Below are 26,408 nucleotides of genomic sequence, written 5' to 3' on the forward strand. Positions count from 1 at the left end.
GTGAGAGAAGCCTTGGACGCGACCTATCCCACGCAGACCCCTGCCACACCGGTTTACCGCACCAATGCGGAACATGAACGGCTGACCGAACGGGAGAGCGGCGTCAGCCAGCTGATCCGCTATGTCGTCGGTCTGGTCCGCCGGAACATCTGGCTGATCGCGATCATCGTGGCGGTCGCGATCATCGCCGCCGTGGTGCTGACCATGCTGCAGACGCCGCGCTACACCGCGATGTCCACGCTGGAGATCGCCGAGGACACGCAGCAGGTGCTGGGCGAGGATCTGGGGGCGGAAACCACTTCCTACGCCAACTGGGACATTGAGATGAACCTCAATACCCAGCTGGAAATCCTCCGCAGCCGCGCGCTGGCGGAACGGGTGGCGGAGAGGCTGGACCTCGCTTCCAACGAACGGTTCTTCAATGCGATGGAAGCGGCCGCCCTGGTGGAGCTGAGCGAGCAGCAGCGCGCCGATCGCACGGCCGACATGCTGCGTGCCAATTTCAGCGTCGACCTGCCGACCGGCACGCGCATTGCCGAGCTGCGTTACACCAGCACCGATCCGGGCGTTTCGGCGATGGTGGTGGACGCCTTCGCCAGCGAATTCATCCAGGCGAACCTGCAGCGCAAGTTCGACTCTTCCGCCTATGCCCGCAGTTTCGTCGCCGAGCAGCTGGAAGAAGCGCGCGTCCGGCTGGAGAACTCGGAGCGTGAGCTGAACGCCTATGCCCGCGAGGCTGGCCTGATCCGCACCCGGGACGCTTCGGCGGAGGGCGGCAATGCGGCCGGCAGCATGACCGCCAGCAGCCTGCTGCAGCTCAACACCGCGGCCAACGAGGCGCAGGCCGCGCGGATCGCCGCCGAGGCGCGATGGAATGCGGAGCGGGCACAGCCGCTCTTCTCCTCTCAGGCCGTGCTGGCGAGCCCGACCGTGCAGTCGCTAATGCAGCGGCGCGCGACCTTGCAGGCCGAACTGGATTCCGCCCGCGACCGCTACCTGCCCGATCACCCGGCGGTGACCCGGCTGCGTACCGAGCTGCAGGCGACCGAGACCAGCCTGAACCGGGCCGCGAACGAGGTGCGCAACTCGATCCGCGCCAATTACCAGGCGTCAGCTGCGGCCGAAGGCGACCTGCGGCAGCAGGTGAACACGCTGGAGGGCGCCACCCTCGCCGAACAGGACCTGTCCGTGCGCTACAACACGCTGGCGCGCGAAGCCGACACCAACCGGCAGATCTATGACGGCCTGCTGCAGCGCTATCGCGCGCTGAACGCGGCGGCCGGCATCACCGCCAGCAACATCGCAGTGGTCGATCGCGCCGAAGTGCCAAGTTCGCCTTCTTCGCCCAACCTGCCGCGCAACGTGCTGCTGGCCATGGTGCTGGGTCTGGCCCTGGCGGGTGCGGTGGTGTTCCTGCGCGACCAGATGGACGATCGCCTGCGCATCCCCGAGGACGTGGAGAGCAAGATCGGCCTGCCGCTGCTGGGGGTCGTACCCACGGCGGAGGATGGCAACCCGGTCGGCGCGCTGGACGATCCCAAGTCGCCCATCGCGGAAAGCTACAATGCGCTGCGCACCACGCTGATGCATTCCACCCGCGAGGGGCTGCCCCGCCTGCTGCTGGTCACCAGCGCCCAGGCGTCCGAAGGCAAGACCACGACCAGCTACGCCATCGCCCGCAGCTTTGCCCGGGTGGGCAAGAACGTGCTGCTGATCGATGCCGATCTGCGGCGGCCCAACGTGCACAAGACGGCGGACGTGCCGAACAAGACCGGCATGTCCACGCTGCTGGTGGGCGAGGCGAGCCTGGCGGATGTCGCGGTGCGTTCGAGCTACCCGGGGCTCACCATCGTGCCGGCCGGACCGATCCCGCCTTCTCCGGCAGAGCTGCTCTCCTCCCCCCGCATGGCCGCGCTGCTGGAGCAGGTGGAGGCGGAGTACGACTTCGTGGTCATCGACAGTGCGCCGATCCTCGGCCTGGCCGACTCGACGGAACTGGCCGCTCTGGTCGATGGCGTGGCCCTGGTGGTGGAAGCCAACCGTGGCCGCGGCGGGCAGCTGAAGGGTGCGCTGCGGCGACTTCGCGCGCTCAACCCGGTGCTGGTCGGGGCCATCCTGACCAAGTATGACGCCTCCAAGGGCGGCAGCTACTCCTATTACGGGTACAATTACTACCGCTACGAAAGCGACGAGAACGCCCCCGCGTGACCCGGACCGGTCGCCCGCTGCTTGGCCGCCTCGTGGCGACGGTGGCCGTCCTGGGGCTCGGCTTTGCCTGCCTCGGCAGCGGGATGGACCGGATCGCGGTGCAGTCCTTCGGCATGGCGGCGGTCGTACCCGCTCCGCTGCGTGCGCAAAGCCTGCGTCCGCTGGCGCAGCTGGCGATGATTGCCGGCCAACCGGCGGCCACCCTGCGGCTGGCGGAGTCCGCCGTTGCAGCCGATCCGGTCGATCCCGCCAGCAGCGCGCTGCTGGGCGGGGCGCGGATGCTGGCGAATGATTACCCCGGCGCGGAGCAAGCCTTCCGGGTCGCGGCCGGCTTCGGCTGGCGCGAGCCGCTGACGCAGCGTTACTGGTACGCGGCGGCGCTGCAATCCAACGATTACCGACGCGCGGCTGAGCGGCTGGACGCGCTGCTGCGGGTCAACCGGAACCTGCCCGATGCACAGGTGCTGCTCGCCCCGCTGGAAGGTGATCCGGCAGGCCGGGCGGCGCTGCTCGAGCGGCTGCGCGAGCGGCCGTTGTGGCTGCCCAGCTACCTGACGCCGGGTACCAGGCTCGACCGCGCGGCGCTGGAGCGGCGCAGCCAGGTGCTGGTGGAGCTGGCGGCCGCCGGCACCCGGCTGGGCTGTTGGGGCGTGGCCGGCTGGGCCAAGGGTGCGCTCGCCGGCGGTGACCGCGCCAGTGCGGAGCGTGTCTGGCAGGCGCATTGCCCCGGGGCCGAAAGTGACGGGCTGTTGGCGGATGGCGAGTTCGACCGGTTGGGCAGCGACGCCGCCGCGCCGTTTGGCTGGCAGGTGGAGCGGTCGGGCGACGTGTCCGTCCGCCCGGAGGCCCATGACGGTGGGTACCGTCTGGCCTTGCGCAACCGCGCCTCGTTCAGCCGGCGGGTGCTGGTGCAGCCGGTGGCGCTGGCACCCGGGCGCTATCGCCTGCGGGGGACCGGTCCCACGAGCGTGTTCGCAGCCTCCCTAGGGTGCGGCAGCAGGCCGGCCATGCCGCGACTGGTGGAAGGTGATCTGGCCGGGCAGGGCCAGATCCTGACCGTCACGGAGGCATGCGACACGCTACAGCTGGGCATCTGGCTGCGCCCGACCGATGAGGCCGTGACGCTGGACCGGGTGACGCTGCAGCCGCTCTGAGTGATTGCCGCCGCCGATCAACTTTGAGTGAAGCGACGCTCCTTCAGCAGCACCGCCGGATTGCCGCGATAGATCCCCATCGGCACGGCATTGTCGAACAAGGCGGCCCGGGCACCCAGCACCGCCCCATCGCCCAGCTGTATGCCCGGCCCGACAAAGGCCTCGGCGGCGATCCAGCAGCCGGCGCCAAGAACAATGGGCCGCAGGACCAGCTCGAAGTCGGGGTCGGAAACACGGTGCGTGCTGGCGCATAGCACCGCGCGCTGGCTGATCACGCAGCGCGGCCCCACGGTGATCCGGCCCTGGTTGTAAAGCTCGGCTCCCGGACCGACCAGCGTATCTGCGCCGATGGTCAGATTGCGCGGCAGCCAGATGCGAACGCTGGAATAGATGCGCGCACCGGGGCCGATCTCCGCGCCGAACAGCTGCAGCAGCCAGCGTCGCCAGCGATGCGCCTGCGGCGGCGTCCAGCGGGCGAGCAGGCGCTACGCCATGGCGAAGGCGACACGCTCCAGCTTGTTGGCCAGGGTGAAGGACGGGCCACCACCCAATGGGCGGAACCGGTCGGCCGGGCTGTCGCTCACTCCGTCACCTGTCCGTGCGGGCGCGCCAGGCCGCGATAGGCCGCCACCCAAGCCCGCGTCACTTCAGCCGGAGCGAAGCGCCCGCGCGCCAGAGCCAGAGCGGCCTGAGCCATGCGCTCCCACTCGGCAGGGTCGAGCTGCAGCGCCTGTTCCAGCGCGCGCACAACCGAGGGCACGTCGGTGCCGCAGGGCAAGGCAGCGCCGGTCTCCACCCCTTCCGGCAAGTGGCATGCCGCCGTCATGATGGTGGGAGTGCCCGCTGCCCAGGACTCCAGGATTGCCATGGGCAGGCCTTCGCTGTGGGACGGCAGGATCATCCAGCGCGCTGCGGCCAGCAGGCGTGCTTTGTCCGCGCCATGCACCGCACCATGGAATTGGACGCCGTCCGGCGCGGTGCCCAGCTTCTGCTGGAAGGCCGCCATGTCCGCGCCATCGCCCCACCCGGCAATGTGCAGCTCCGCCCCGACGGGCAACTGCGCTACCGCCCAGGCGTCCAGCAGCGCATCCAGGTTCTTCTTCGGGTGGATGCGGCCGAGATACAGGACATGCGGGGCCCGCGCCTGCAGCGGCGCGGTGCTGGCCACTGGTCCGGCATTGGGGATCACCAGCACCGGCCGGCTGGCCCCGGCCTCGCGCGCGATATCGTTCGCCTCGTCGCGTGTCAGCGCATGCAGTGCGGCAGCCCGGGCCCAGCTGTCCTGTTCGTAGGCAAGGCGGGCCACCGCCTTCTTCACCCGGCCGCGGGCCGTTATCCACGGGTCCAGCATGCCGTGCGGCGAGATCAGGTAAGGCCGCCCGGTGCGCCGCGCCCAGCGGGCACCCGCGTGGGAGGGATACATCCAGATGCCGTGAAGGTGCAGGATATCGGGGTCGGCCTGATCCAGGCAGCCGGCGAGCGCGGGCGCGTAGCCGATCTGCCGCGGACCCTGCACCGGGGCGGTCAGCACGGCAATGCCCGGCTCCGTCAGATCGCCTTCGCTGCTGCCCTCGTCTGCCAGGGCCACGATCGTGACCCGGCCGCCAGCAGCGCGGATCATGCGCGCCTGCTGCCACACGGCGGTCGCCACACCCCCACCCAGATGGGAAGCCCAGGAGGTGAGCAGGGCAACATGCAGCCCGCCCAGATCATCCATCGGCTGTGCTGCTTCGATCATCGCCGTCCCTGAACTCGCCATTGCTGCACTTGCGAAGGGAGCTTAGCCGCCTGCAGCGGCGGCGCAACCGCGATCGGACAGCCCCGGTCAGTCGGGAACGGAGAAGGTGCCGCTGACCCGCCCGCTGGACGCGCTGCTGCCGGCCGCGCCCGGGGCGCTGCCGCGGCCATCCACGCTGGAGATGCCGCTGTTCAGGTCGATCGTCAGGCGCCCGCCATTCAGCGTATCGCCGCCGCGGCGCAGCGCGACGCCGCCGGACAGGATGATCATCCGCCGGTTGAAATCATACACACCCGCCGCGCCCTGCGCCCGCTCGTTGCCGCGGATGACGGTGACGCCGCCGGTGGCATCGATGCGCTGGATCTCCAGCGTCCCATTATCGGTGAAAGCCACCGTGGTGCGACCGGCGGTCAGCCGCAGGTCACCCTGGTCGATCACCACATTACCGCTCAGCACCACGCGGTTCTGCCGGTCCTGCAGCTCTATCCGGTCGGCGGCATAATTGACCGGCTGGTTGGCGTTGAACCCGCTGATCGCCTGCGCGCCGGCCATCGTGCCGAAGCCGAGCGCGACCAGCGCGGATGCGCCAAAGGCGACGGCGAAGGATCGCACGGCCAGCCGGGGCAGCGACAGGCGGGCGGGGGACGGGCGCAAGGAGTCGGTCATCTGGGCCCTCTGTTATGCCGCCGCCGCCGTCATGGCAATTGCAGCTGGCCGGGGACCATGGTCATGCGGGCATTGCCGTCCAGCGTGACGATGCGGGTATCCAGATCGGCCAGCACCCGGTCCGCGCTGAAGGAGCCGGCGGGAACCGTGCCGGACACGCGACCTTCGCCGATCAGGGATCGGCCGGGCAGGTCTATCGCCACGCCGCGTGCTACCATGCTGTAGCCATCGGCCGCCAGGAAACGGACGGCGCCGTCGATACCCACCTGTTGTCGTTCGATCTGGTATGATCCGCCCGGCGCGGTCAGCTGTGCCGGCCCATCGCGCAGCAGCAGTCGCGCGGTCAGGTCCTGCAACTGCACCACCGGCACGCTGGCGCTGCGCTGCACCGCATTGCCGGCGGACACGGAGAAGGGGCGCCCGGTCGTGTCCTGCCCGCGATAGCGCGCATCATCCAGCCGCAGCCGGTCGTTGGCGGTCGCGACCTTGTTTCGGTCCAGCAGGAAGCTGACTTCGCCCGTCGGCTTCAGCGGTGCGATCAGCATCGCGGCGGCCAGGGCGCCGACCAGTGCGGGCAGCACGATGCCGAGCAGCCGGATGGTCCGGTCGAACGAGCCGCCCGGCGCGGCAAACGCCTGGCGCCGGTCGCGCATCCTGTCTGCCTGATCGGTCATCGCCCGTCAGATAGGCGTGATCTGTCCCGTGGGAAAGGTCAGCCTTCGTGAGAAAAGATGTCCTTGTCCGCCCAGCCGGCGATATCCAGCCGTGCGCGGGTGGGCAGGAAGTCGAAACAGGCCTGCGCCATGGCCGTGCGGCCCTCCCGCTCCAGCCGTTCCTGCAGGATTGCCATCAGGCGGTGAAGGAAGCGCACATCGGATGCAGCGTAATCGCGCTGCGCCTCGCTGAGCACCGGACCGCCCCAATCGCTGGACTGCTGCTGCTTGGAGATGTCCTGCGCCAGCAATTCCTGGATCAGGTTCTTCAGCCCGTGCCGGTCGGTGTAGGTGCGGGTCATCTTGCTGGCGATCTTGGTGCAGAACACCGGCGCGGCGGTGACGCCCAGATAATGTTCGATCGCGGCCAGGTCGAAGCGGGCGAAGTGGTATATCTTGATACGCGCCGGATCGGCCAACACCGCGCAAAGGTTTGGCGCGTGGTAGGCGCTGTCCGGAGCGAAGCGCACCAGATGCTCATCGCCATTGCCGTCGCTGATCTGGACCACGCACAGCCGGTCGCGGTGCGTGACAAGGCCCATGGTTTCGGTGTCGACCGCTACGGGGCCGGATGCGAGCACGCCCGCGGGCAGGTCTTCTTCGTGAAAATGTACAGCCATCGCCGCTGGCCTTAGGCGCAAAGCGGCAGATCGGCTAGGGGCAGGCGCATGGACGAATTCATTCCTGACGACTGGCGCGCGGCGCTGGCGCCCGCCCTGGCCGATCCGCGCCTGCACGATCTCGACCTATGGCTGCAGGCGGAAGAGGCGGCGGGCAAGGCGATCTACCCGCCGCGGGGCAGCCGGCTGCGCGCGCTGGCGCTGACGCCGCTGGCCGATGTGCGGGTCGTGATCCTGGGGCAGGATCCCTATCACGGGCCCGGGCAGGCGCATGGGCTTGCCTTCTCCGTGCCTGAGGGCGTGAAGCTGCCGCCATCGCTGCGCAATATCTGTCGTGAGCTGGCGGAGGATTGCGGCACCGCCCCTGCCGTGTCGGGCGATCTGGAGCGTTGGGCGCGGCAGGGCGTGCTGCTGCTCAACACCACGTTGACGGTGGAGGCGGCGCAGGCCGGCAGCCATGCGGGCCGCGGGTGGGAGCTGCTGACGGATGCGATCGTGCAGGCGGTGGCGCAGGCGGCGGCGCCGTCGGTCTTCATCCTGTGGGGCAATCATGCGCAGGGCAAGGTCGCGCGGATCGCGGAGCTTGGCCCCGGCACGCGCCACCGGTTGATCGCGTCGGCGCATCCCAGCCCGCTATCCGCCCGCCGGGGGTTCTTCGGCTCGCGGCCATTCAGCCAGGCAAATGCCTTCCTGCTGGAGCATGGACGCGGCACCATCGATTGGTGATAGCCGTTCGCAAGAAGTCTGTTGCAAGCGCTTCGCAACAATGGCAGACTGCGCGGCATGGATCAGATGATTGCCCTTCGCCGCGGCGAGATGAGCTGGGGCCTGTTGGCCCGATCGATCGGCCCGCGCGTGCGCCTGCTGCGCAATGTGCTGGCATCCCGAACGGAGGGGGGTGGCGGGCCCGACGACCTGCCCACCGGCACGCTGACCGTGCTGGCGCTGGTGTCCGCCAATCCGGGCACCTCGCAGACGCTGCTGGCACGCCGCGCCGGGATCAACAAATCGGCGCTGGTCGGCATCGTGGACCAGCTGGAGCGGCGCGGACTGGTGGCGCGGGACCGGTCGGCGGTGGATCGGCGGCGCAACAGCCTGTCCATCACCCCGGCCGGAGAAAGCGCACTGAAGCAGCTGCACGCCGCCGCCTGGCCGGCCGAGGCGCCGATCCGCGAGGCGCTGAACCCCGGCGAACAGGCGCTGCTGGTCAGCCTGCTGGACCGGGCGCTTGCCTCGATGGAAGGCAGCCCAGCACGGCAGCAGCAGATGGGCCGGGCTGCCTGAAGGCGCCCGGCGGCTTCCCGGTCACCGCGGCAGGCTGCTGACGCCCATCAGCGCCTCGTCCACCGCGCGGGCGGTCTGTCGCCCTTCGCGGATGGCCCAGACCACCAGCGACTGCCCCCGGCGCATGTCGCCACAGGCATAGATCATGTCCTCGCTGGTGCGATAGCTCACCGTGTCGGCGGCGATATTACCGCGATCGGTCAGCGCCACGCCCGACTGGTCGATCATGCCGGCGCGCTTGGGGCCGACGAAGCCCATTGCCAGCAGGATCAGATCGGCCCGCAGCACGAACTCGCTGCCGGGCACTTCGCGCATCTGGCCGCCTTCCCACTCGAGACGGGCACATCTCAGGCCGGTGACCTGGCCGTTCTCGCCGACCACTTCCTTGGTCAGCACGGCCCAGTCACGCTCGACGCCTTCTTCGTGGCTGCTGGAGGTGCGCAGCTTCATTGGCCAGTGCGGCCAGGTCAGCGACTTGTCCTCCTTCTCTGGAGGGCGGGGCATGATCTCGATCTGGGTGACGCTGGCGGCGCCCTGCCGGTTGGAGGTGCCGACGCAGTCCGACCCGGTGTCGCCGCCGCCGATCACGATCACATGCTTGCCCGTGGCGGTCAGCGTGCCGCGCGGCGCGGCGCGTTCCTCGTGGTCGCCGGCGACGCGCTTGTTCTGCTGCGTCAGGAACTCCATCGCCAGCCGGACGCCCGGCAGCTCCGCGCCCGGGATCTGCAGCGCGCGCGGGTTTTCCGCGCCGCCGGCCAGCACGATTGCATCGAAATTCTCGCGCAGCGACTTGATGGACACGTCCACGCCCACTTCGGTGCTGGTGCGGAAGGTGACGCCTTCGGCCTCCATCTGCACGGCGCGGCGGTTGATGAGGTGCTTCTCCATCTTGAAGTCGGGGATGCCGTAGCGCATCAGCCCGCCCAGCCGGTCCGACTTCTCGAACACGGTGACCGAATGGCCCACCCGCGCCAGCTGCTGCGCACAGGCCAGGCCGGCCGGGCCGGAGCCGACCACCGCCACCCGCTTGCCGGTGGGCGGCGCGGGTTCGGCGGGGCTGATCCAGCCTTCCTGCCAGCCGCGATCCACGATGGCACATTCGATGCTCTTGATGGTGACCGGCTGGTCCACGATGTTCAGCGTGCAGCTCGCCTCGCACGGGGCGGGGCAGACGCGGCCGGTGAATTCCGGGAAGTTGTTGGTCGAATGCAGTGCTTCCAGCGCATTCTGCCAGTCGCTTTCATAGACCAGGTGGTTCCAGTCCGGGATCAAATTGTTCACCGGACAGCCATTGTGACAATAGGGGATGCCGCAATTCATGCAGCGGCTGGCCTGCTTCTTCAGGCCGTCCTCGCTATGCGGAACCACGAATTCGCGATAATGCCCCAGGCGCTCGGCCGGATCGGCGTAAGTGCGATCCTGCCGGTCAAGCTCCAGGAAGCCGGTTTCCTTGCCCATCTTATCTGATCCCTGATCTTATTCTGCGGCGACGCTGGCGGCTTCTGCGCGCTCTGCTTCCAGCAGGCGCAGCGCCTGGCTGTAGTCGCGCGGCATGACCTTCACGAAGCGGGGCAGCGCCGCATCCCAATTGTCGAGCAGCTCGCCTGCTCGCCGCGAGCCGGTGTGCAGCTTGTGCCGCTCCACCAGGATGCGGAGCCGTTCGGCATCGTGGCGCAGCATGTCGCCCATCCCCGCATCGGCGACATGGCGCCCGCGCTGCTGCGGACGGTTATCATGATCGCCATCGATGCCTGGGGACACCGCTTCCACCTCGACCTGCGCCATATTGCACCGGTCGCGGAAGCTGCCGTCCACATCATAGACATAGGCGACGCCGCCCGACATGCCGGCCGCGAAATTGCGCCCGGTGCGGCCCAGCACGCAGATCACGCCGCCGGTCATGTATTCGCAGCCATGATCGCCGGTGCCCTCGACCACGGCGACCGCGCCCGAATTGCGGACGGCGAAGCGCTCGCCGGCAACGCCGTTGAAATAGGCCTCGCCCGCGATGGCGCCATACAGCACCGTGTTGCCGACGATGATGTTCTGCGTGGGATCGCGATCCACCCCCGCCGGCTGGCGCACGATGATCCGGCCACCGGACAGGCCCTTGCCGACATAGTCGTTGGCATCGCCCACCAGGTCCAGCGTCACGCCATGCACGGCCCAGGCGCCGAAGCTCTGCCCGGCGACGCCGGTGAAGTTCACGCGCAGCTGTTCGGGCTGCAGGCCGGCATGGCCGTGGCGCCTCGCGATCTCGCCCGAAAGCATCGCGCCCACGGTGCGGTGGATGTTCTTGACCGTGCGGTCCAGCACCACCGTCTGCCCGCCCTCGATCGCCGGCATGGCCGCCTGGATCAGCTCGACGTCCAGCGCCTCGCCCAGATTGTGGTCCTGCGTCTGGCTGTTGAACAGGGTGGCGACCGTCACCTCAGGCTGGTGCAGCAGGCGCGATAGATCCACGCCATCGGCCTTCCAGTGGTCCAGCGCCTTGCCCGGCTCGATCCGGTCCACCCGGCCGACCATCTCCTGCACCGTGCGGAAGCCCATCTCCGCCATGATCTGGCGCAATTCCTCCGCCACGAAGAAGAAGTAGTTGATGACGTGTTCGGGCGTGCCGGTGAACCGCTTGCGCAGTTCCGGGTTCTGCGTCGCCACGCCCACCGGGCAGGTGTTCAGATGGCACTTGCGCATCATGATGCAGCCGGCCGCGATCAGCGGCGCGGTGGCGAAGCCGAACTCGTCCGCGCCCAGCAGCGCGCCGATGGCGACGTCGCGCCCGGTGCGCAGGCCGCCATCGACCTGCACCACGATGCGGCTGCGCAGGTCGTTCAGCAGCAGCGTCTGCTGCGTTTCGGCCAGGCCGATCTCCCATGGGCTGCCCGCATGGGTCAGGCTGGTGAGCGGGCTGGCGCCCGTGCCGCCTTCATAGCCGGAGATGGTGACATGGTCGGCCCGCGCCTTGGACACGCCGGCCGCCACGGTGCCGACGCCCACTTCGGACACCAGCTTGACGGAGATGCGCGCCTGCCGGTTCACGTTCTTCAGGTCGTGGATCAGCTGCGCCAGATCCTCGATCGAATAGATGTCGTGATGCGGCGGCGGGCTGATCAGGCCGACGCCGGGCGTGGAATGGCGGGTGGCGCCGATGGTCTTGTCGACCTTGTGGCCGGGCAGCTGCCCGCCTTCGCCGGGCTTCGCGCCCTGCGCCATCTTGATCTGGATATCGTCGGCATTGACCAGATACTCGGTCGTCACGCCGAAGCGGCCGGACGCGACCTGCTTGATGGCAGAGCGCATCGTGTCGCCGTTCTCCAGCGGCTGGAAGCGCCGCGGATCCTCGCCACCTTCGCCGGTGTTCGACTTGCCGCCGATGCGGTTCATCGCCACCGCCAGCGTGGTGTGCGCTTCCCAGCTGATCGAACCGTAGCTCATCGCGCCGGTCACGAACCGCTTCACGATCTCCGCCGCGGGCTCCACCTCGTCCAGCGGGACAGGGGTGTCGGCCGGCTTCAGCTGCATCAGCCCGCGAATGGTCAGCAACCGCTCGCTCTGCTCGTTGATGGAGCGGGCGAACTCGGCATAGTTGTCCCAATTGTTGCCGCGCACCGCATGCTGCAGGTTGGCGACATTGGCCGGGGTCCAGGCGTGCTCCTCGCCACGCAGGCGGTATTGATAGATGCCACCCACATCCAGCATCCGGCGATAGATCGGATTGTCGCCGTAGGCGCTGGCGTGCCGGCGCACGGATTCTTCTGCCACCTGCTTGAGGCCGATGCCTTCGATGGTGGTCGCGGTGCCGCTGAAATAGCGGTTCACGAACTCGCTCGACAGGCCGATCGCGTCGAAGATCTGCGCCCCGCAATAGGACTGGTAGGTCGAGATGCCCATCTTGGACATGACCTTCAGGATGCCCTTGCCGATCGCCTTGATGTAGTTCTGCCGGACCTTGGCGGCCTCGATCTCGGGCACCTTGTCGGTGCGGATCTGCTCCAGCGTCTCGAAGGCGAGGTAGGGGTTGATCGCTTCCGCGCCATAGCCGGCCAGCACGCAAAAATGGTGCACCTCGCGCGCTTCGCCCGTTTCCACCACCAGGCCGGTCTGCATGCGCAGGCCCTGCCGCACCAGATGATGATGCACCGCGGCCGTCGCCAGCACCGCCGGCATGGCGATCCGGTCGCGGCTCTGCGCGCGATCGGACAGGATCAGGATGTTGCGATCCTGCAGCACCGCTTCCGTCGCGGCCCAGCACATTTCCTTCAGGGCCATTTCCAGCCCGTCGGCACCCGACGCGGCATCCCAGGTGATGTCGATCGTGGCGGTCCGGAACGCACCATCCAGCGATGCCTCGACCGACCGGATCTTCTCCATGTCGTGATTGGTCAGGATCGGCTGTTCGACCTCAAGCCGGCGATGCGTGCCGGCGTCGTGGCCCAGCAGGTTGGGGCGCGGGCCGATCATGGTCATCAGGCTCATCACCAGCTCTTCCCGGATCGGGTCGATCGGCGGGTTGGTGACCTGCGCGAAGTTCTGCTTGAAATAATCGTACAGCAGCCGGCTGCGGCGGCTGAGCACCGCGATCGGCGTGTCGGTGCCCATCGACCCGATCGGATCATCGGCCGAAACCGCCATCGGCTCCAGGAACTTGGACACGTCCTCCTGCGTGTAGCCGAACGCCTGCTGACGCTGCAGCAGGCTGGAATCGTCCGTCTGCACCGCCTCGTGGTCGATCTCGATCGCCTGCAGGTCGTCCAGCTTGTACTGCGTCTGGCGCAGCCACTCCTCATACGGTTCCGCGCCGGACAGCTGGGCCTTCAGCTCCTCGTCCTCGACGATGCGGCCCTGCTCCATGTCGATCAGCAGCATGCGGCCGGGCTGCAGCCGCCACTTGCGCACGATGTCCTCTTCCGCAAACGGCAGCACGCCGCTTTCGGATGCCAGGCAGACGATATCGTCCTTCGTCACCACGAAGCGCGCCGGGCGCAGTCCGTTGCGGTCCAGCGTGGCGCCGATCTGCCGGCCATCGGTGAAGCACACGGCGGCGGGGCCGTCCCACGGCTCCATCAAGGCGGCGTGATATTCGTAGAAAGCGCGCCGCTGCGGCTCCATCTGCGGGTTCTTGCCCCATGCCTCCGGCATCAGGATCATCATCGCGTGGACCAGCGAATATCCGCCCAGCAGCAGCAGTTCCAGCGCGTTGTCGAGGCAGGCGGTGTCCGACTGGCCATGCGGGATGATCGGCCACAGCTTGTCCAGATCCGCGCCCAGCAGCGGCGATTCCATGGTGCGCCGGCGCGCATTCATCCAGTTCACATTGCCGCGAACCGTGTTGATCTCTCCGTTGTGGGCGATCAGCCGGAACGGGTGCGCCAGCTTCCAGCTGGGGAAGGTGTTGGTGGAGAAGCGCTGGTGCACCAGGGCCAGCGCGCTGGTGCAGTCCGGGTCGCGCAGATCGTCGTAGAAGCTGCCCACCTGAGTTGCCAGCAGCAGCCCCTTGTACACCATCGTGCGGCTGGAGAAGCTGGGCATGTAGAGCTGCGTCAGCGCCGGCATGTCGTGCTTTTCCGCCAGCGCGGCCAGCGGGTTCTGCGTTTGCTTGCGGATCACGATCAGCTTGCGTTCGAACGCATCCTGATCGGCGCAATTGGCGCCCCGGCCGATGAAGCACTGCCGGATCACCGGCATGCTCTCGCGCACGGTCTTGCCCAGGCCTTCGGTCGTCACCGGCACGTCGCGCCAGCCGATCAGCTGCTGGCCTTCCTTGGCGATGAACTTTTCGAACTGCTGCGTGATGAACTCGCGCGCGGCATCGTCCTGCGGCATGAAGCACATGGCCACCGCGTAATCGCCCGGCTGCGGCAGGGTGAGGCCGTTCTCCGCGGCCCAGCGGCGATAGAGCGGGTCGGGCAGCTGCATCAGCAGGCCCGCGCCATCGCCCAGCAGCGGATCGGCGCCCACGGCGCCACGATGGTCCAGATTGGCCAGCACCTCCAGCGCCTGGGTCACGATCGCGTGCGACTTGATGCCTTTAATATGGGCTACGAAGCCCACACCACATGCATCATGCTCGTTACGCGGGTCGTAGAGGCCCTGGGCAGAAGGATACTCGGTCAACGCACTTGCTTCCTGTTCTGGCCCGGCGGCAGACCCGCTCCGCTCCGCTGTGGGAAACGAAACGCGACTCACCCCGGGTGGAGCGGCTAGAATATTCCGCGAGCCGCCCCCATGGCCATCCGAACATGTTTTGGCAAGTTTTTCGGGCGTCGGGAGACGTTTTCGTTCGCCGAACGCCGTTTTGCGTTGCTCCTGCGATTGTTATCCGGCGTCACCGCGCTTGCGACGGAACCGACGCGGCTTTGTCACAGGGGCCGGCTGCGTCACTTCGGGCGTTGTCGCCTGAGCTTCAGCCGCGTCGGGTCCGGCTGCCTGCGTTTCGGTCACCAGGGGTTCGGTTGCCTGTGGTTCAGGCGCTGCGGTCGCGGCCGTCTGCACGGTTGCGTTGGCGCGGATCCATTCTTCGACCACCGGGGCGATCCGCTTGCGCCACTTGCTGCCGTTGAAGATGCCGTAATGCCCCACATCCTCGGCCAGCAGGTACTTCTTCCGCGCTTCCGGCAGATAGGGTGCCAGGTCCAGCGCGGCGCGGGTCTGGCCGATGCCGGAAATGTCGTCCCGCTCCCCCTCGATCGCCAGCAGCGCGGTGTCGCGGATGGCGTTGGGGTCGATCGGCTTGCCACGATGGACGAACTCGCCCTTGGGCAGGGAGTGCTTCTGGAACACATGCTCGATGGTCTGGAGGTAGAACTCCGCCGTCATGTCGCAGACGCTGAGATATTCGTCGTAGAAGCTCTTGGTGCCCGCCGCGCTGTCGGTGTCGCCGACGGTCAGGTGCTTGAACATCTCGTAATGGCTGTTGATGTGGGATTGCAGGTTCATCGAGATGAAGCCCGCGAGCTGCAGGAAGCCGGGATAGACCTCCCGCCCGGCGCCCGGATAATTGCCGGGCACGGTGGCGATCACATTGTCCTCGAACCAGCTGAGCGGATGGGTCACGGCCACGTCGTTCACGCTGGTCGGGCTGGCGCGCGTGTCGACCGGGCCGCCCATCATCGTCAGGCTGGCCGGGCGACACGGATCATTGTCCGCCCCCATAACCGCCACGGCGGCAAAGGCCGGCACTGATGGCTGGCATACCGCCAGCATATGCGTGTCGGGCCCGATGAAGCGCACGAAGTCGATCAGGTAGTCGATGTAATCGTCCAGATCGAAGGGGCCGGCGTCCAGCGGCACCATCTTGGCATCGGCCCAGTCGGTGATCCACACCTCCTGGTTCTCGATCAGCCGGGCCACCGTACCGCGCAGCAGCGTGGCGTAGTGGCCGCTCATCGGCGCCACCACCAGCATGCGCGGCGCATCTTCCGGCAGGCCTTCGCGGCGGAAGTGCCGCAACCCGCCATAGGGCTTTTCCAGCACCACCGTCTCGGTCACGGCGAATTCCTCCTCGCCGATCACCACCGCCTCGATCCCGAATTCGGGCTTGCCTTTGTGCTCGTAGAAGCCGGCAAACACCTGCAACGCGCTGGCGACCGCCGGCCCCATGCCGAAATAGCCCATCGGCAGGGAGGGGTTGTTCAGCAGGTTGGCGCCGATCGCGGCCCAGCTGCTGGCCGCTGCCATCATGGAGCGCTGCATTTCATAAGCCTGGTAGATCACGGGCTTGATCCTTCAATCTCGATTCCGGCGGCTGCGACCACATGCGCCGGTTATAATTGTTACCTCCTATAAGCTGTCTGCGGCATTGCAGCAAACCGACACTCAGGAGTTCTGCCCCTTCAATCGTTCGGCGCGATAGGCTAGTTCCCGCGACCATGGCCAGATCGCCGACCAAAACCGAGGTGGCGCCTGCCGCCAACATCGCACCGCTGCGCCTGATCGCGCGTACGGCTTCCGCCTATCCGGGCCATATGGCGCTGGCGGGGCTGGCCCTGCTGACGACCGCCGCGGCCACGCTGGCGATCCCCGCCGGCTTCCGCCTGATCATCGATCGCGGCTTTTCCGCCGGCACCAATCCGGACGAGATCGGCCGCTGGTTCCGGTACCTTCTGCTGATCGTCGGAGTGCTGGCGATCGGCACCGCCTGCCGATACTACTTCGTGTCGGTGCTGGGCGAGCGGGTGGTGGCCGATATCCGCCGCGCGGTGCAGGGCAACCTGCTGCGCCTGTCGCCCGGTTTCTTCGAGGAGAACAGCCCGCAGGAAATCGCCAGCCGGATGACCGCCGACACCGCGCAGATCGAGCTGGTGGTGGGGGCGACCATCTCCATCGCGCTGCGCAACCTGATCATGGTGATCGGCGGTACCGGCTACCTGCTATGGCTGGCGCCCGAACTCACCGCCATCCTGGTGGTGGCGGTACCGCTGGTGATGCTGCCGCTCGGCTGGTTTGGCCGGCGGGTTCGGGCCGTCTCCCGCGAGAGCCAGGACCGGGTGGCCGATATCGGCGCTCAGGTGGCGGAAGTGCTGGGTGCGATGAAGATCGTGCAGGGGTTCAACCAGGAAGAGCGCGAGGCCATCCGCTTTGGCGAAGCGGTGGAGCGATCGTTCGACAGCGCTCGCCGCCGCATCCTGCTGCGTGCGGTGATGACCGGCTGTGCCATTTCCGTGATCTTCGGTTCGATCACCGCGCTGATGTGGCGTGGTGCGCTGCAGGTGGCGGAAGGCATTCTGTCGGGCGGCACCATCGCCGCGTTCGTGCTGACCGGCGTGCTGGTGGCGGGCGCCTTTGGTGCGCTGACGGAGGTCTATGGCGACCTGCTGCGCGGCGCGGGCGCCGCCGAACGGTTGAACGAGCTGCTGCAGGAGGTGCCCGCCGTCGCCGCCCCCGCGCGCCCGCAGGCGCTGCCGGCGGCCTCGCGCGGCAGCATCGCGTTCCAGAACGTCACCTTCCGCTATCCCACCCGGCCCGAGCAGGCCGCGGTGCACGGCTTCGACCTGGTGGTGGAACCAGGGGAGACGGTGGCGCTGGTCGGCCCCTCGGGCGCGGGCAAATCCACGGTCTTCCAGCTGGCCGAACGCTTCTACGATCCGCAGGCCGGCACCGTCAGGATCGACGGCGTGCCGCTGGTGCAGGCCGATCCAGGCGAGGTGCGCCGGCGCATCGCGCTGGTCCCGCAGGAAGGCGTGCTGTTCGCCGCCAGCGCGCGCGACAATCTGCGCTATGGCCGGTGGGATGCCAGCGAGGACGCCATCTGGCAGGCGGCGGAGGCGGCCAATGCGGCCGGCTTCCTGCGCGACCTGCCGCAGGGCCTCGACACCTATCTTGGCGAAGGCGGGGCGCGCCTGTCCGGCGGGCAGCGGCAACGGCTGGCGATCGCCCGCGCGCTGCTGCGCGATGCGCCGATCCTGCTGCTGGACGAGGCGACCAGCGCGCTGGATGCCGAAAGCGAGCGGCTGGTGCAGGATGCGCTGGAGCACCTGATGCAGGGGCGCACAACGCTGGTGATCGCGCACCGCCTCGCCACCGTGCGCGCGGCCGACCGGATCGTGGTGATGAATGGCGGCCGCATCGTGGAGCAGGGCACGCATGCGCAGCTGGCGGCGGCCGGCGGCCTGTATGCAAGGCTGGCCGCGCTGCAGTTCGACGATCGCGCCCTTGCCTGAAATCGGGCCGTAAGCGTCACTATGTCCGGGCATGAACAGGGGCTTGCCTCAGCGCCGGTTCATGCGAGAAGTATCAGTTGCAAACTGTTGCCGGTTTCCGCGTGGCTGACCGCCGCGCACTGTCCGACCCTGCCAGAAAGGCCACCATGCTCCGTCGCTTCCTGACCCTCACTGTTTCCGCCGCCGCCCTGACGCTGGCCGTTCCCGCCCTCTCGCAGGAAGCGCCGGCCGCCGAACGCGCGCCTGTCCCCACCATGAGCTTCGGCACCTGGGGCGTGGACCCCGTCCTGCTGGACCAGTCGGTCGATCCGGGCGACGACTTCAACGCCTATGTCAACGGCAAGTGGCTGCGCGACAATCCGATCCCGCCGGAATATACCCGCTTCGGCGCGTTCAACATCCTGGCGGAGAAATCGACCGCCGATGTGGAAAAGCTGGTCAGCGATCTCGCCGCCACCAATCCCGCCGCCGGCACGCCCGAGCGGCGCATCGTGGATGCCTATGGTGCGTTCATGGATGTGGACGGGATCGAGGCCGCCGGTCTCGCCCCTGCGCAGCCCATGCTGCAGCAGATCTATGGCGCCAATAATCTGGAGGCGCTGGCCCGGCTGTTCCCGGTCGCCGGCCTGCCCAGCCTGATCGGTGCGGGCGTGAGCGTGGATCCCAAGGATCCCAACAGCTACATCGTCAATGTCGGCTTCGACGCCCTGGGCCTGCCCAGCCGCGACTATTACCTCGACACCAATCCCCGCAATACCGAGATCCAGACAGCCTATCGCGATTACCTGGCCTTCGTCTTTGGCGAGCTGGGCTATGCCGATCCGCGCGCCGCGGCGCAGACGGTCTATGATTTCGAACATCAGGTCGCGCTGATAGAGTGGGACCGCGCGATGATGCGCAACCGCGATCTCACCTACAACAAGCTGTCCCGGGCGGAGCTGGTGGCGCTGGCGCCGCAATTCCCGGTGAACAGCCTGCTGCAGGCCGCCGGCTTCAGCGACGTGACCAGCTTCCTTGCCCCGCAGCTGCCGCCCACGGCCGAGGAAACGGGCAAGGCCGAGCTGACGGCCGACCAGCTGAACTCCATCGGCGGCGGTCTGCCGGCCATGATGCAGCTGCTGGCGCGCACCGACCTCGCCACGCTGAAGGCGTTCATGGCGGCACAGTTCATCACCGGCCATTCCTCCGTCCTGCCCAGGCGCTTCGACGATGCGGCCTTTGCCATGTTCGGCAAGACGCTGAGCGGTCAGGAAGAGCAGCGCCCCCGCTGGAAGCGGGCGATCGGCGCGACCGAGAACCAGTTGGGCGAGCAGCTGGGCGCGCTGTATGTGGAGCGGTACTTCCCGCCCGAGAGCAAGGTGGCGATGGACGACCTGGTCGCCAATCTGCGCCGGGCGCTCGCCGCCAGCCTGGCGGAGAATGACTGGATGACGGAAGCGACCAAGCGCGAGGCCGTGGCCAAGCTGGACGCCTTTACCCCCAAGATCGGTTATCCCGACGAGTTCGAAGCCTATCCGGGCCTGGAGATTGCCGGTGACGACGCGCTGGGCAACCGCCTGCGCGCCATGGCCTGGCACCAGGAGGACGATCGCGCCAAGCTGGGCCAGCCGGTCGATCGTACCGAATGGGGCATGCTGCCGCAGACGGTGAACGCGTATTACAATTCGGTCTTCAACGAGATCGTGTTCCCGGCCGCGATCCTGCAGCCGCCCTTCTTCAACGCCTCGGCCGACCCGGCGGTGAATTATGGCGGCATCGGTGCGGTCATCGGTCACGAGATGGGCCACGGCTTCGACGATCAGGGCGCCAAGAGCGACGGCAAGGGCGTGCTGCGCGACTGGTGGGCCGATACGGACCTCGCCCGCTTTACCGAACTGGGCGACAAGCTGGTGGCGCAGTACAATCAGTACTGCCCGCTGGGCGAAGGCGAGCCCTGCGTGAACGGCCGGCTGACGCTGGGCGAGAATATCGGCGATGTCGGCGGCCTCAGCCTCGCCTATCGCGCCTACCGCATGTCGCTGGACGGCAAGGAGGCGCCGGTGATCGACGGCCTGACCGGTGACCAGCGCTTCTTCCTGTCCTGGGCGCAGGTGTGGCGCTCCACCAGCCGGGATGCGGCGTTGCGCCAGCAGATGCTGACCGATCCGCACAGCCCCGAACAGTTCCGGGTGAACGGCGTCGTCCGCAACAATGATGACTGGTACAAGGCGTTCAATGTGCAGCCGGGCGACGAGCTGTATCTGGCGCCGGCGGACCGGGTCCACATCTGGTAGGAACGGTTGATGCTGCGGTGCAGCACGGCGCGCTTGACTTCGCCGTGCTGCCCGCTGACAGCCTGCCGCCATGGACAACACGCTGACCGCAATCCTGCTCGGTATCCTGGAGGGCATGGCAGAGTTCCTGCCGATCTCCTCCACCGGGCACCTGATCCTGGCGCAAAGCTTCTTCGGCTACGATCCCGGCCAGTGGAAGCAGTTCAATGTCGTGATCCAGCTGGGCGCGATCCTGGCGGTGATGCTGAATTACTGGCGGCTGTTCTGGGACATGGGCACAGGGCTGCTGCGCCGTGACCCGACGTCGTGGCGTTTTGCGCGCAACATCGTGCTGGGCTTCCTGCCGGCGGCTGTGATCGGGCTGATGGCCAAGGACGTGATCAACGAGATGCTGGAAAGCCCGCTGGTGGTCGCCTGGGCCCTGCTGCTCGGCGGCATTGCCATCCTGGTGCTGGAACGTGTCGTGAAGCCAGGGCCTGACAATGGCGTCGCGGCCCTGCCGATGCGCACCGCTGTGGCGATCGGCTTTGCGCAATGCCTGGCCATGATCCCGGGCACCAGCCGTTCGGCGTCTTCCATCCTGGGCGCGCTGGCGATGGGAACGGGCCGCAAGACGGCGGCGGAGTTCTCCTTCTTCCTGGCGGTTCCCACCATGCTGGGCGCCTCTGTCGTGAAGATCGCCGATGATCCGGCGCTGCTGTCCGGCGGCACCACCATCGGCTGGTGGGAGATCGGGCTGGGCTTCACCGCCGCTTTCGTGACCGCGCTGCTCGTGATCCGCGCCTTTGTCGCCTATGTCAGCAAGCACGGATTTGCCCCGTTCGCCTGGTACCGGATCGTGATCGGCGGCGGCACGCTGTTGTGGCTGACGCTCGGCTGAGCGCTACCAGACGGAACAAATCACGCGCCGCGCCTGTTTGTTGCCTGAATTGTGGCAGAAACAAGGGGACTACCATGAAGAAGATCATCGCATTCGCATCGGCCGCCGCTCTGGGCCTGGGCCTTGCCGCCTGCGACAGCCCGCAGGAAGAAGCGGCCGAGGAAACGGCGGAGGTCATGGAAGACCGCGCTGACAACCTGGAAGATTCCGGCGTGATCAATGACGAGCAGGCCGACGCGATGGAAGCGCGCGCCGACAATGTCGAGGACGCGGCCGAAGGCGATAATGACGCCCTGACCGGCGGCGCGGAAGAAGCCGTGAACTGATCGCAGCCTGCAACGGCTGACTGGCAGGGGCCGGTCCCGGACACGTTCCGGGGTCGGCCCTTCTGCTATGAGGCGGCGCTGTTGACCGGTGCCGCCGGGCTTGCCGCCGGCTCCGGTGCGCGGTCCTGCAACATGGCCTCGGCCCGCTCCAGCGCCTGCTCCTCACCCAGGGGGCGGGCAGGTGCGTCCTCGGCGGGACCGCAGGCGGACAGCGTCGCCGCCAGCACCACTACGAGCATTGGGGCCGGCAGCAACGCTGCATGCAGCTTCATTTACATGCTGCTTTCGGCGGCACGGGTCGCCGCTTCGGCCGCGGCCGCTTCGGATTCGATGTCGGCCACCGCCGCTGCCGCCGCATCGGCCGCTTCGGTCGTGGTGTCGACGGAGCTTGCCGCCGGCTCGTTCGCATCGGCCACCGGGTCGGTGGTCATGCCGGCATCACCTGGGGCGGCGGGCGCGGGCATCGGTGCCTCGGCCATGGCTTCGTCCGCGGGCATTTCCACGGTGTCGGCCATGGCATCCTCGCTCGCATCGTCGGAACTGCCGCAGGCGGCCAGTGCGAACAGCAGCGGGGCGGCGGCGGTAAGGGCGAGTGTCTTCATGGGTGTTGTTCCTCTTCAAGCGCCTGCATCAGGCTTGGCACCGGCCTTAGCCCACCAGTCGCCTCAAGAAAACTCGTCTCATGCGCGCGCTTGCCGCTTGCCGCCAGGCAGGGCGGCGTGGCACGGACCACCGCGCGATGGATGATGCAGGCACACTGGACCGGGCCGAACAGGCGCTGCGCACGACCTTCGGCTTCCCCCGGTTTCGCGGGGTGCAGGGGCAGGTCGTGGAACGGGTGCTGGCCGGCCGCTCCACACTGGCGGTCATGCCCACCGGTGCGGGCAAGTCGCTGACCTACCAGCTGCCGGCCACGCTGCTGCCTGGCACCTGCATCGTCATCTCTCCCCTGATCGCGCTGATGCACGATCAGCTGCGCAGCGCGCGCATGAACGGCATCCGCGCTGCCGCGCTGACCAGCGCCGATGCCGATCGCGCCGCCACGGTGGCGGCGTTCCGGTCGGGCGAGCTGGACCTGCTCTATGTCGCGCCCGAACGCGCCAGCCAACCGCATTTTCGTGACCTGCTGAACAGCGCGCCCGTCGCCCTGTTCGCGGTGGACGAGGCGCATTGCGTTTCCGAATGGGGGCACGATTTCCGTCCGGACTACCGCCAGATGCGCCCGCTGATGGACGGCTTCCCCGATGTGCCGCGCCTGGCGCTGACGGCGACGGCGGACGGCCACACCCGCGCCGACATCCTGCAGCAGCTCGGCATCCCTGACGATGGCCTGATCGTCGCCGGGTTCGACCGGCCCAACATCCGCTACCTGATCCGCCCGCGCCAGAATGGCGGCAGTCAGTTAAAGCAGCTGCTGGCCGAGCAGGAAGGCGCCGGCATCATCTACGCGCCGAGCCGCCGGAAGGTGGACGATCTGGCCGCCTCGCTCGACCGCGCAGGCGCGCGGCGCGTGCTGCCCTATCACGCCGGCCTCTCGCCGGAACAGCGGGCGGAGCATCAGGCGGCGTTCGTCGCATCCGAGGACATGGTGATGGTCGCCACCGTCGCTTTCGGCATGGGCATCGACAAGCCGGACGTGCGCTTCGTCGCCCATGCCGGCATCCCCAAATCGATCGAGGCCTATTACCAGGAAACCGGCCGCGCCGGGCGCGATGGCGATCCGGCGCAGGCGATCATGTTGTGGGCGGCGGGCGACTTCGTGCAGGCACGCCAGCGATTGAGCGAGGTGGAGCCCGAGCGGCTGGCGGGGGAGCGCACCCGGCTGGACGCACTGGCCGCGCTGGTGGAGGCGCCCGGCTGCCGCCGCGCGCTGCTGCTGCGCCATTTCGGCGAAGATCCTCCGGAATCCTGCGGCAATTGCGACAATTGCCTGTCGCCACCCGGCGTGGTCGATGCGACAGACCTGGCGCGCAAGTTGCTGTCGGCCGTCTACCGCACCGGGCAGAGCTATGGCCTGGGCCATGTCGGCAAGGTGCTGACCGGCGCGGAGGACGAGCGGGTGCGCCAGCGCGGGCATGACCAGCTGAGCGTGTTCGGCATCGTCGATGCGGAGGAAGCGCGGCTGCTGCAGCCGGTCGCGCGCGCGCTGCAGGCGCGCGGCAGCCTGGTGGCGAACGAGCATGGAGGCCTGCTGCTGGCCGGTGATGCCCGCGCCATCCTGAAGGGGGAGGCGACGCTCGCCATCGTCCGCCCCGCCGCCGGATCGGAGCGCAAGCGTACCCGCCGGGGGCAGGACGCCGCCGCCGACTATCCGCACGATCCGCTGTTCGATGCCCTGCGGGAAAAGCGCCGCGAGCTGGCCAAGGCGGCGCAGGTGCCACCCTATGTGATCTTCCACGATTCCGTCCTGCGCGAGATGGCCGCCGCCCGGCCCGCCAGTCGCGCGGAGATGGGCGCGATTGCCGGGGTGGGGGAACGCAAGCTGGACCTGTATGCCGATGCCTTTCTGGATGTCATCGCCGGCGCTTGACTCCGGGTCGTCAGCCTTCGGCGATGGCTGTTGGCAGCGTCAGCATGCAACCGCCAGTTCCAATGGCGGCGCCAGTTCGATCCTGTCACGCCCACGAGCCTTCGCGGTGTACAGCGCGCGATCCGCCGCCGACAGCAATCTGCCCAGATCGGCGCCGTCGAACGGATGTTCGGACACGCCGATGCTGACGGTGGCGTTCAGCCTGCCATACCTGCCATCGCCCGCGACGGCGGCTTTGAACGCTCTGGCGATGGCCTGCCCGGCGACCATGGCATGCTGCCCGCCACATCCAGGCAGGAGCGCGGCAAATTCCTCGCCGCCGATGCGGGCCAGCAAGGTATCGGCGCCTGCCCGGGCCTGCACGGCTTGCGCGAACAGCCTGAGCACCTCGTCACCCGCAGCATGCCCGAACGTGTCGTTGATCGATTTGAAATGATCGAGATCGAAGGCCAGCAACGATATTGGCTGGCCAGCCGGCGCGTCGCGGATGATGCGCCCGCCCTGTTCGAAGAACCAGCGGCGGTTGGCCAGGCCCGTCAGATAGTCGGTGCGCGACGCGCCCAGCACACGTTCATGCGCTTCTTCCCGCACGAGCCCCAGCAGCGCCATCGGCAGGCCGACGGAATACAGCACGCCTTCATACATCGTCGCCTTGGCCGCGATCGCCAGGGCTTCGGGTCCGAACTGCGCCACGCACAGCGGCAGGATACAGGCGCGCGCGGCGTAGAACAGTGCGTGGCCGGCACTCACCGCGACGAAGATGTGCCGGGATCGCAATGTCTGGAGAGGGCGGCTGTTGCGGACCTCCAGGGCAGTCATCGCGCTGACCAGGGCGATGGGAACCGCGCTGACGTGGTTCCACATATGGTCTTTCCATCCGGCACCGGCGACAGCCCAGGTGGCAGCCAGACCAAGGATCAGCGCAAGGGACGCAATCCGGTGGCTGCGGCCGTTCATTTGCGCAACGGCATGCAGCACGACCAGATAGCCGGAGGTCAGGACGACATTGCTGAGGAGAGCACCCGATACATAGGGCAGATCGTTCCGCGATGTCGCCAGCACGCACCCGGCGGCCAGGACCACATAGCCGATAGCGGCGATCCGCAGTTCACGGCCACGCTGCGGGTGCGCCTGCCGGTCCCACAGCGTCAGCGCAGCACTGAGCAGGAGCGTCCCGATCGCGAGATAGTAAAGCGTAAGAAGATCGAAATGCATTGCCCACCCCTGAGCCCGATCTCCGACGTAAGCGGAATTCCCAAATTTCTGCTTAACGAACCCGGCCCGGCCGGCAGGACAGGCACCTAGACCAGCAGGTGCCCCGCCGCGTCGCGCTTCGTGTCCAGATATCGCTGGTTATGCGGATTGGCCGGCAACTGGTGCGGCACCCGTTCAGCCACGGTCACGCCCGCCGCCTGCAGCGCGGCGACCTTGGCCGGGTTGTTGGTCAGCAGCCGGATGGTCGGCGCGCCCAGCAGGTCCAGCATACGCGCCGCCACCGGGAAGTCGCGCGCCTCCGCCGGGAAGCCCAGACGATTGTTCGCCTCCAGCGTGTCGAAGCCCTGATCCTGCAGGCGGTAGGCGCGCATCTTGTTGACCAGGCCGATTCCGCGCCCTTCCTGCCGCAGATACAGCAGCACGCCCCAGCCGCCATTCGCCGCCTCCGCCGCCATGGCCGCCAACGCGGCATCCAGCTGCGGGCCGCAATCGCAGCGCAAGCTGCCCAGGATATCGCCCGTCAGGCATTCGGAATGCAGCCGCACCAGCGGCACCCGTTCGCTGCTCTGCTGGCCGATGATCAGCGCGACATGCTCGCGCAGATCGTCGGGCGCACGGAACACCGCGATCTGCGCATCCTCCGCCCGCGCCACCGGCAGGCTGGTGCGGGTGGCGATGAACAGGCGCGCGGGATCGGCCAGCGCAGTGACGTCGGCCGGCGTGACCTCGACCGCCTCGCCCGCGGGCAGGGGATCGACCAGGAAGGCGGGCAAAATGCCGGCGATCCGCGCCAGCTCCAGCGCCGCCGCCGCCGCGTCCTGCCAAGGCAGCGGCTCGCTGGCGAACGGCCCCTTCAGCGGCGTCGCCAGGTCCAGCACCGGGTCCGCGATGGCGCGCGCGGTGACGAGATCGACCGGCGCGACATCGCGGATCAGCACGGGCGCATGCGGGTCGGCCGCATCGCGCTGGTTCGCCAGCTTCAGCGTGGCCGCCCGCGCGGCGCTGATCAGCAGGCGCGGCGCGGCGGCGGCACCGTCGGGCGCGGTTTCCACCGGCAGCAGCGGCGGCGCGCCGGGCAGCAGCAGCGGCCAGCCATGGCGCAGCGCGTCCACCGCCTGCGCCGCCCGCCTGCTGGAGCCTCC

21 protein-coding genes are annotated in these 26,408 nt (G+C 68.1%); 9 read left to right on the plus strand and 12 right to left on the minus strand.

The features are described from left to right. Positions 1-2,208, plus strand: coding sequence for a GumC family protein (locus tag D5S08_RS11995; RefSeq protein WP_162301971.1), 2,208 nt, complete (start codon positions 1-3; stop codon positions 2,206-2,208). After that, positions 2,205-3,362: a tetratricopeptide repeat protein gene (locus D5S08_RS12000; protein ID WP_121118845.1), complete on the plus strand. Its 1,158-nt coding sequence runs from the start codon at positions 2,205-2,207 to the stop codon at positions 3,360-3,362. The genes D5S08_RS11995 and D5S08_RS12000 overlap by 4 nt, the downstream gene beginning before the upstream one ends. Before the next feature lie 17 nt (positions 3,363-3,379). Here the strand turns inward: D5S08_RS12000 and D5S08_RS16995 are convergent, their stop codons facing one another. The 5 genes from D5S08_RS16995 to D5S08_RS12025 form a co-directional block, all read right to left on the minus strand. Beyond that, the gene (locus D5S08_RS16995) at positions 3,380-3,637 is read right to left on the minus strand and encodes an LbetaH domain-containing protein (RefSeq protein WP_206610332.1); all 258 of its coding nucleotides are present in this window, start codon (positions 3,635-3,637) and stop codon (positions 3,380-3,382) included. A 305-nt stretch (positions 3,638-3,942) separates the two neighbouring features. Further along, the gene (locus D5S08_RS12010) at positions 3,943-5,100 is read right to left on the minus strand and encodes a glycosyltransferase (RefSeq protein ID WP_162301972.1); all 1,158 of its coding nucleotides are present in this window, start codon (positions 5,098-5,100) and stop codon (positions 3,943-3,945) included. 87 nt (positions 5,101-5,187) lie between these two features. Continuing rightward, positions 5,188-5,766: an LptA/OstA family protein gene (locus tag D5S08_RS12015; RefSeq protein ID WP_121118849.1), complete on the minus strand. Its 579-nt coding sequence runs from the start codon at positions 5,764-5,766 to the stop codon at positions 5,188-5,190. A 29-nt stretch (positions 5,767-5,795) separates the two neighbouring features. Then, entirely contained in the window at positions 5,796-6,440 is a 645-nt protein-coding gene (locus D5S08_RS12020) for an LPS export ABC transporter periplasmic protein LptC (protein ID WP_121118851.1), read from the minus strand. Between the two features lie 38 nt (positions 6,441-6,478). After that, a complete protein-coding gene (locus D5S08_RS12025) occupies positions 6,479-7,099 on the minus strand; it encodes a ribonuclease D (protein WP_121118853.1) in 621 nt (206 codons plus the stop codon). A gap of 48 nt (positions 7,100-7,147) precedes the next feature. Here D5S08_RS12025 and D5S08_RS12030 point away from each other — a divergent pair, with 48 nt between their 5' ends. Then, a complete protein-coding gene (locus tag D5S08_RS12030) occupies positions 7,148-7,825 on the plus strand; it encodes a uracil-DNA glycosylase (RefSeq protein ID WP_121118855.1) in 678 nt (225 codons plus the stop codon). 57 nt (positions 7,826-7,882) lie between these two features. Beyond that, a complete protein-coding gene (locus D5S08_RS12035) occupies positions 7,883-8,383 on the plus strand; it encodes a MarR family winged helix-turn-helix transcriptional regulator (RefSeq protein WP_121118857.1) in 501 nt (166 codons plus the stop codon). 21 nt (positions 8,384-8,404) lie between these two features. Here the strand turns inward: D5S08_RS12035 and D5S08_RS12040 are convergent, their stop codons facing one another. From D5S08_RS12040 to D5S08_RS12050, 3 genes are all read right to left on the minus strand, one after another. Next, entirely contained in the window at positions 8,405-9,841 is a 1,437-nt protein-coding gene (locus tag D5S08_RS12040; protein WP_121118859.1) for a glutamate synthase subunit beta, read from the minus strand. 18 nt (positions 9,842-9,859) lie between these two features. Further along, on the minus strand, positions 9,860-14,497 hold the full coding sequence (gene gltB, locus D5S08_RS12045) for a glutamate synthase large subunit (protein ID WP_121118861.1): 4,638 nt from the start codon (positions 14,495-14,497) through the stop codon (positions 9,860-9,862). Between the two features lie 201 nt (positions 14,498-14,698). Continuing rightward, complete coding sequence (locus D5S08_RS12050; protein WP_121118864.1) at positions 14,699-16,096, minus strand: polyhydroxyalkanoate depolymerase; 1,398 nt, start codon at positions 16,094-16,096, stop codon at positions 14,699-14,701. Between the two features lie 155 nt (positions 16,097-16,251). On the opposite strand from D5S08_RS12050, the gene D5S08_RS12055 reads away from it, so the two are divergent. From D5S08_RS12055 to D5S08_RS12070, 4 genes are all read left to right on the plus strand, one after another. Further along, entirely contained in the window at positions 16,252-18,042 is a 1,791-nt protein-coding gene (locus D5S08_RS12055) for an ABC transporter transmembrane domain-containing protein (protein WP_121118865.1), read from the plus strand. Positions 18,043-18,143: 101 nt separating this feature from the next. Next, entirely contained in the window at positions 18,144-20,315 is a 2,172-nt protein-coding gene (locus D5S08_RS12060) for a M13 family metallopeptidase (protein ID WP_338322979.1), read from the plus strand. A 70-nt stretch (positions 20,316-20,385) separates the two neighbouring features. Continuing rightward, positions 20,386-21,195, plus strand: coding sequence for an undecaprenyl-diphosphate phosphatase (locus D5S08_RS12065; protein ID WP_121118867.1), 810 nt, complete (start codon positions 20,386-20,388; stop codon positions 21,193-21,195). Between the two features lie 74 nt (positions 21,196-21,269). Continuing rightward, the gene (locus D5S08_RS12070; protein ID WP_121118869.1) at positions 21,270-21,521 is read left to right on the plus strand and encodes a hypothetical protein; all 252 of its coding nucleotides are present in this window, start codon (positions 21,270-21,272) and stop codon (positions 21,519-21,521) included. A gap of 65 nt (positions 21,522-21,586) precedes the next feature. Here the strand turns inward: D5S08_RS12070 and D5S08_RS12075 are convergent, their stop codons facing one another. Then, positions 21,587-21,793 (minus strand): hypothetical protein, encoded by a 207-nt coding sequence (locus D5S08_RS12075; RefSeq protein WP_121118871.1) that lies wholly within the window; start codon positions 21,791-21,793, stop codon positions 21,587-21,589. Next, the gene (locus D5S08_RS12080) at positions 21,794-22,123 is read right to left on the minus strand and encodes a hypothetical protein (protein ID WP_121118873.1); all 330 of its coding nucleotides are present in this window, start codon (positions 22,121-22,123) and stop codon (positions 21,794-21,796) included. It lies immediately after the preceding gene. A 137-nt stretch (positions 22,124-22,260) separates the two neighbouring features. Here D5S08_RS12080 and recQ point away from each other — a divergent pair, with 137 nt between their 5' ends. Then, complete coding sequence (recQ, locus tag D5S08_RS12085) at positions 22,261-24,051, plus strand: DNA helicase RecQ (protein ID WP_121119037.1); 1,791 nt, start codon at positions 22,261-22,263, stop codon at positions 24,049-24,051. Positions 24,052-24,090: 39 nt separating this feature from the next. On the opposite strand, the gene D5S08_RS12090 is transcribed toward recQ, so the two are convergent. Both D5S08_RS12090 and ribA read right to left on the minus strand, forming a co-directional pair. After that, positions 24,091-25,266: a GGDEF domain-containing protein gene (locus D5S08_RS12090; protein ID WP_121118875.1), complete on the minus strand. Its 1,176-nt coding sequence runs from the start codon at positions 25,264-25,266 to the stop codon at positions 24,091-24,093. A gap of 86 nt (positions 25,267-25,352) precedes the next feature. Then, positions 25,353-26,378, minus strand: a complete 1,026-nt coding sequence (ribA, locus tag D5S08_RS12095; protein WP_241557375.1) for a GTP cyclohydrolase II — start codon at positions 26,376-26,378, stop codon at positions 25,353-25,355. Between the last annotated feature and the right edge of the window lie 30 nt (positions 26,379-26,408).

The sequence above is a fragment of the Croceibacterium ferulae genome (genome assembly GCF_003660445.1).
Lineage (GTDB): Bacteria > Pseudomonadota > Alphaproteobacteria > Sphingomonadales > Sphingomonadaceae > Croceibacterium > Croceibacterium ferulae.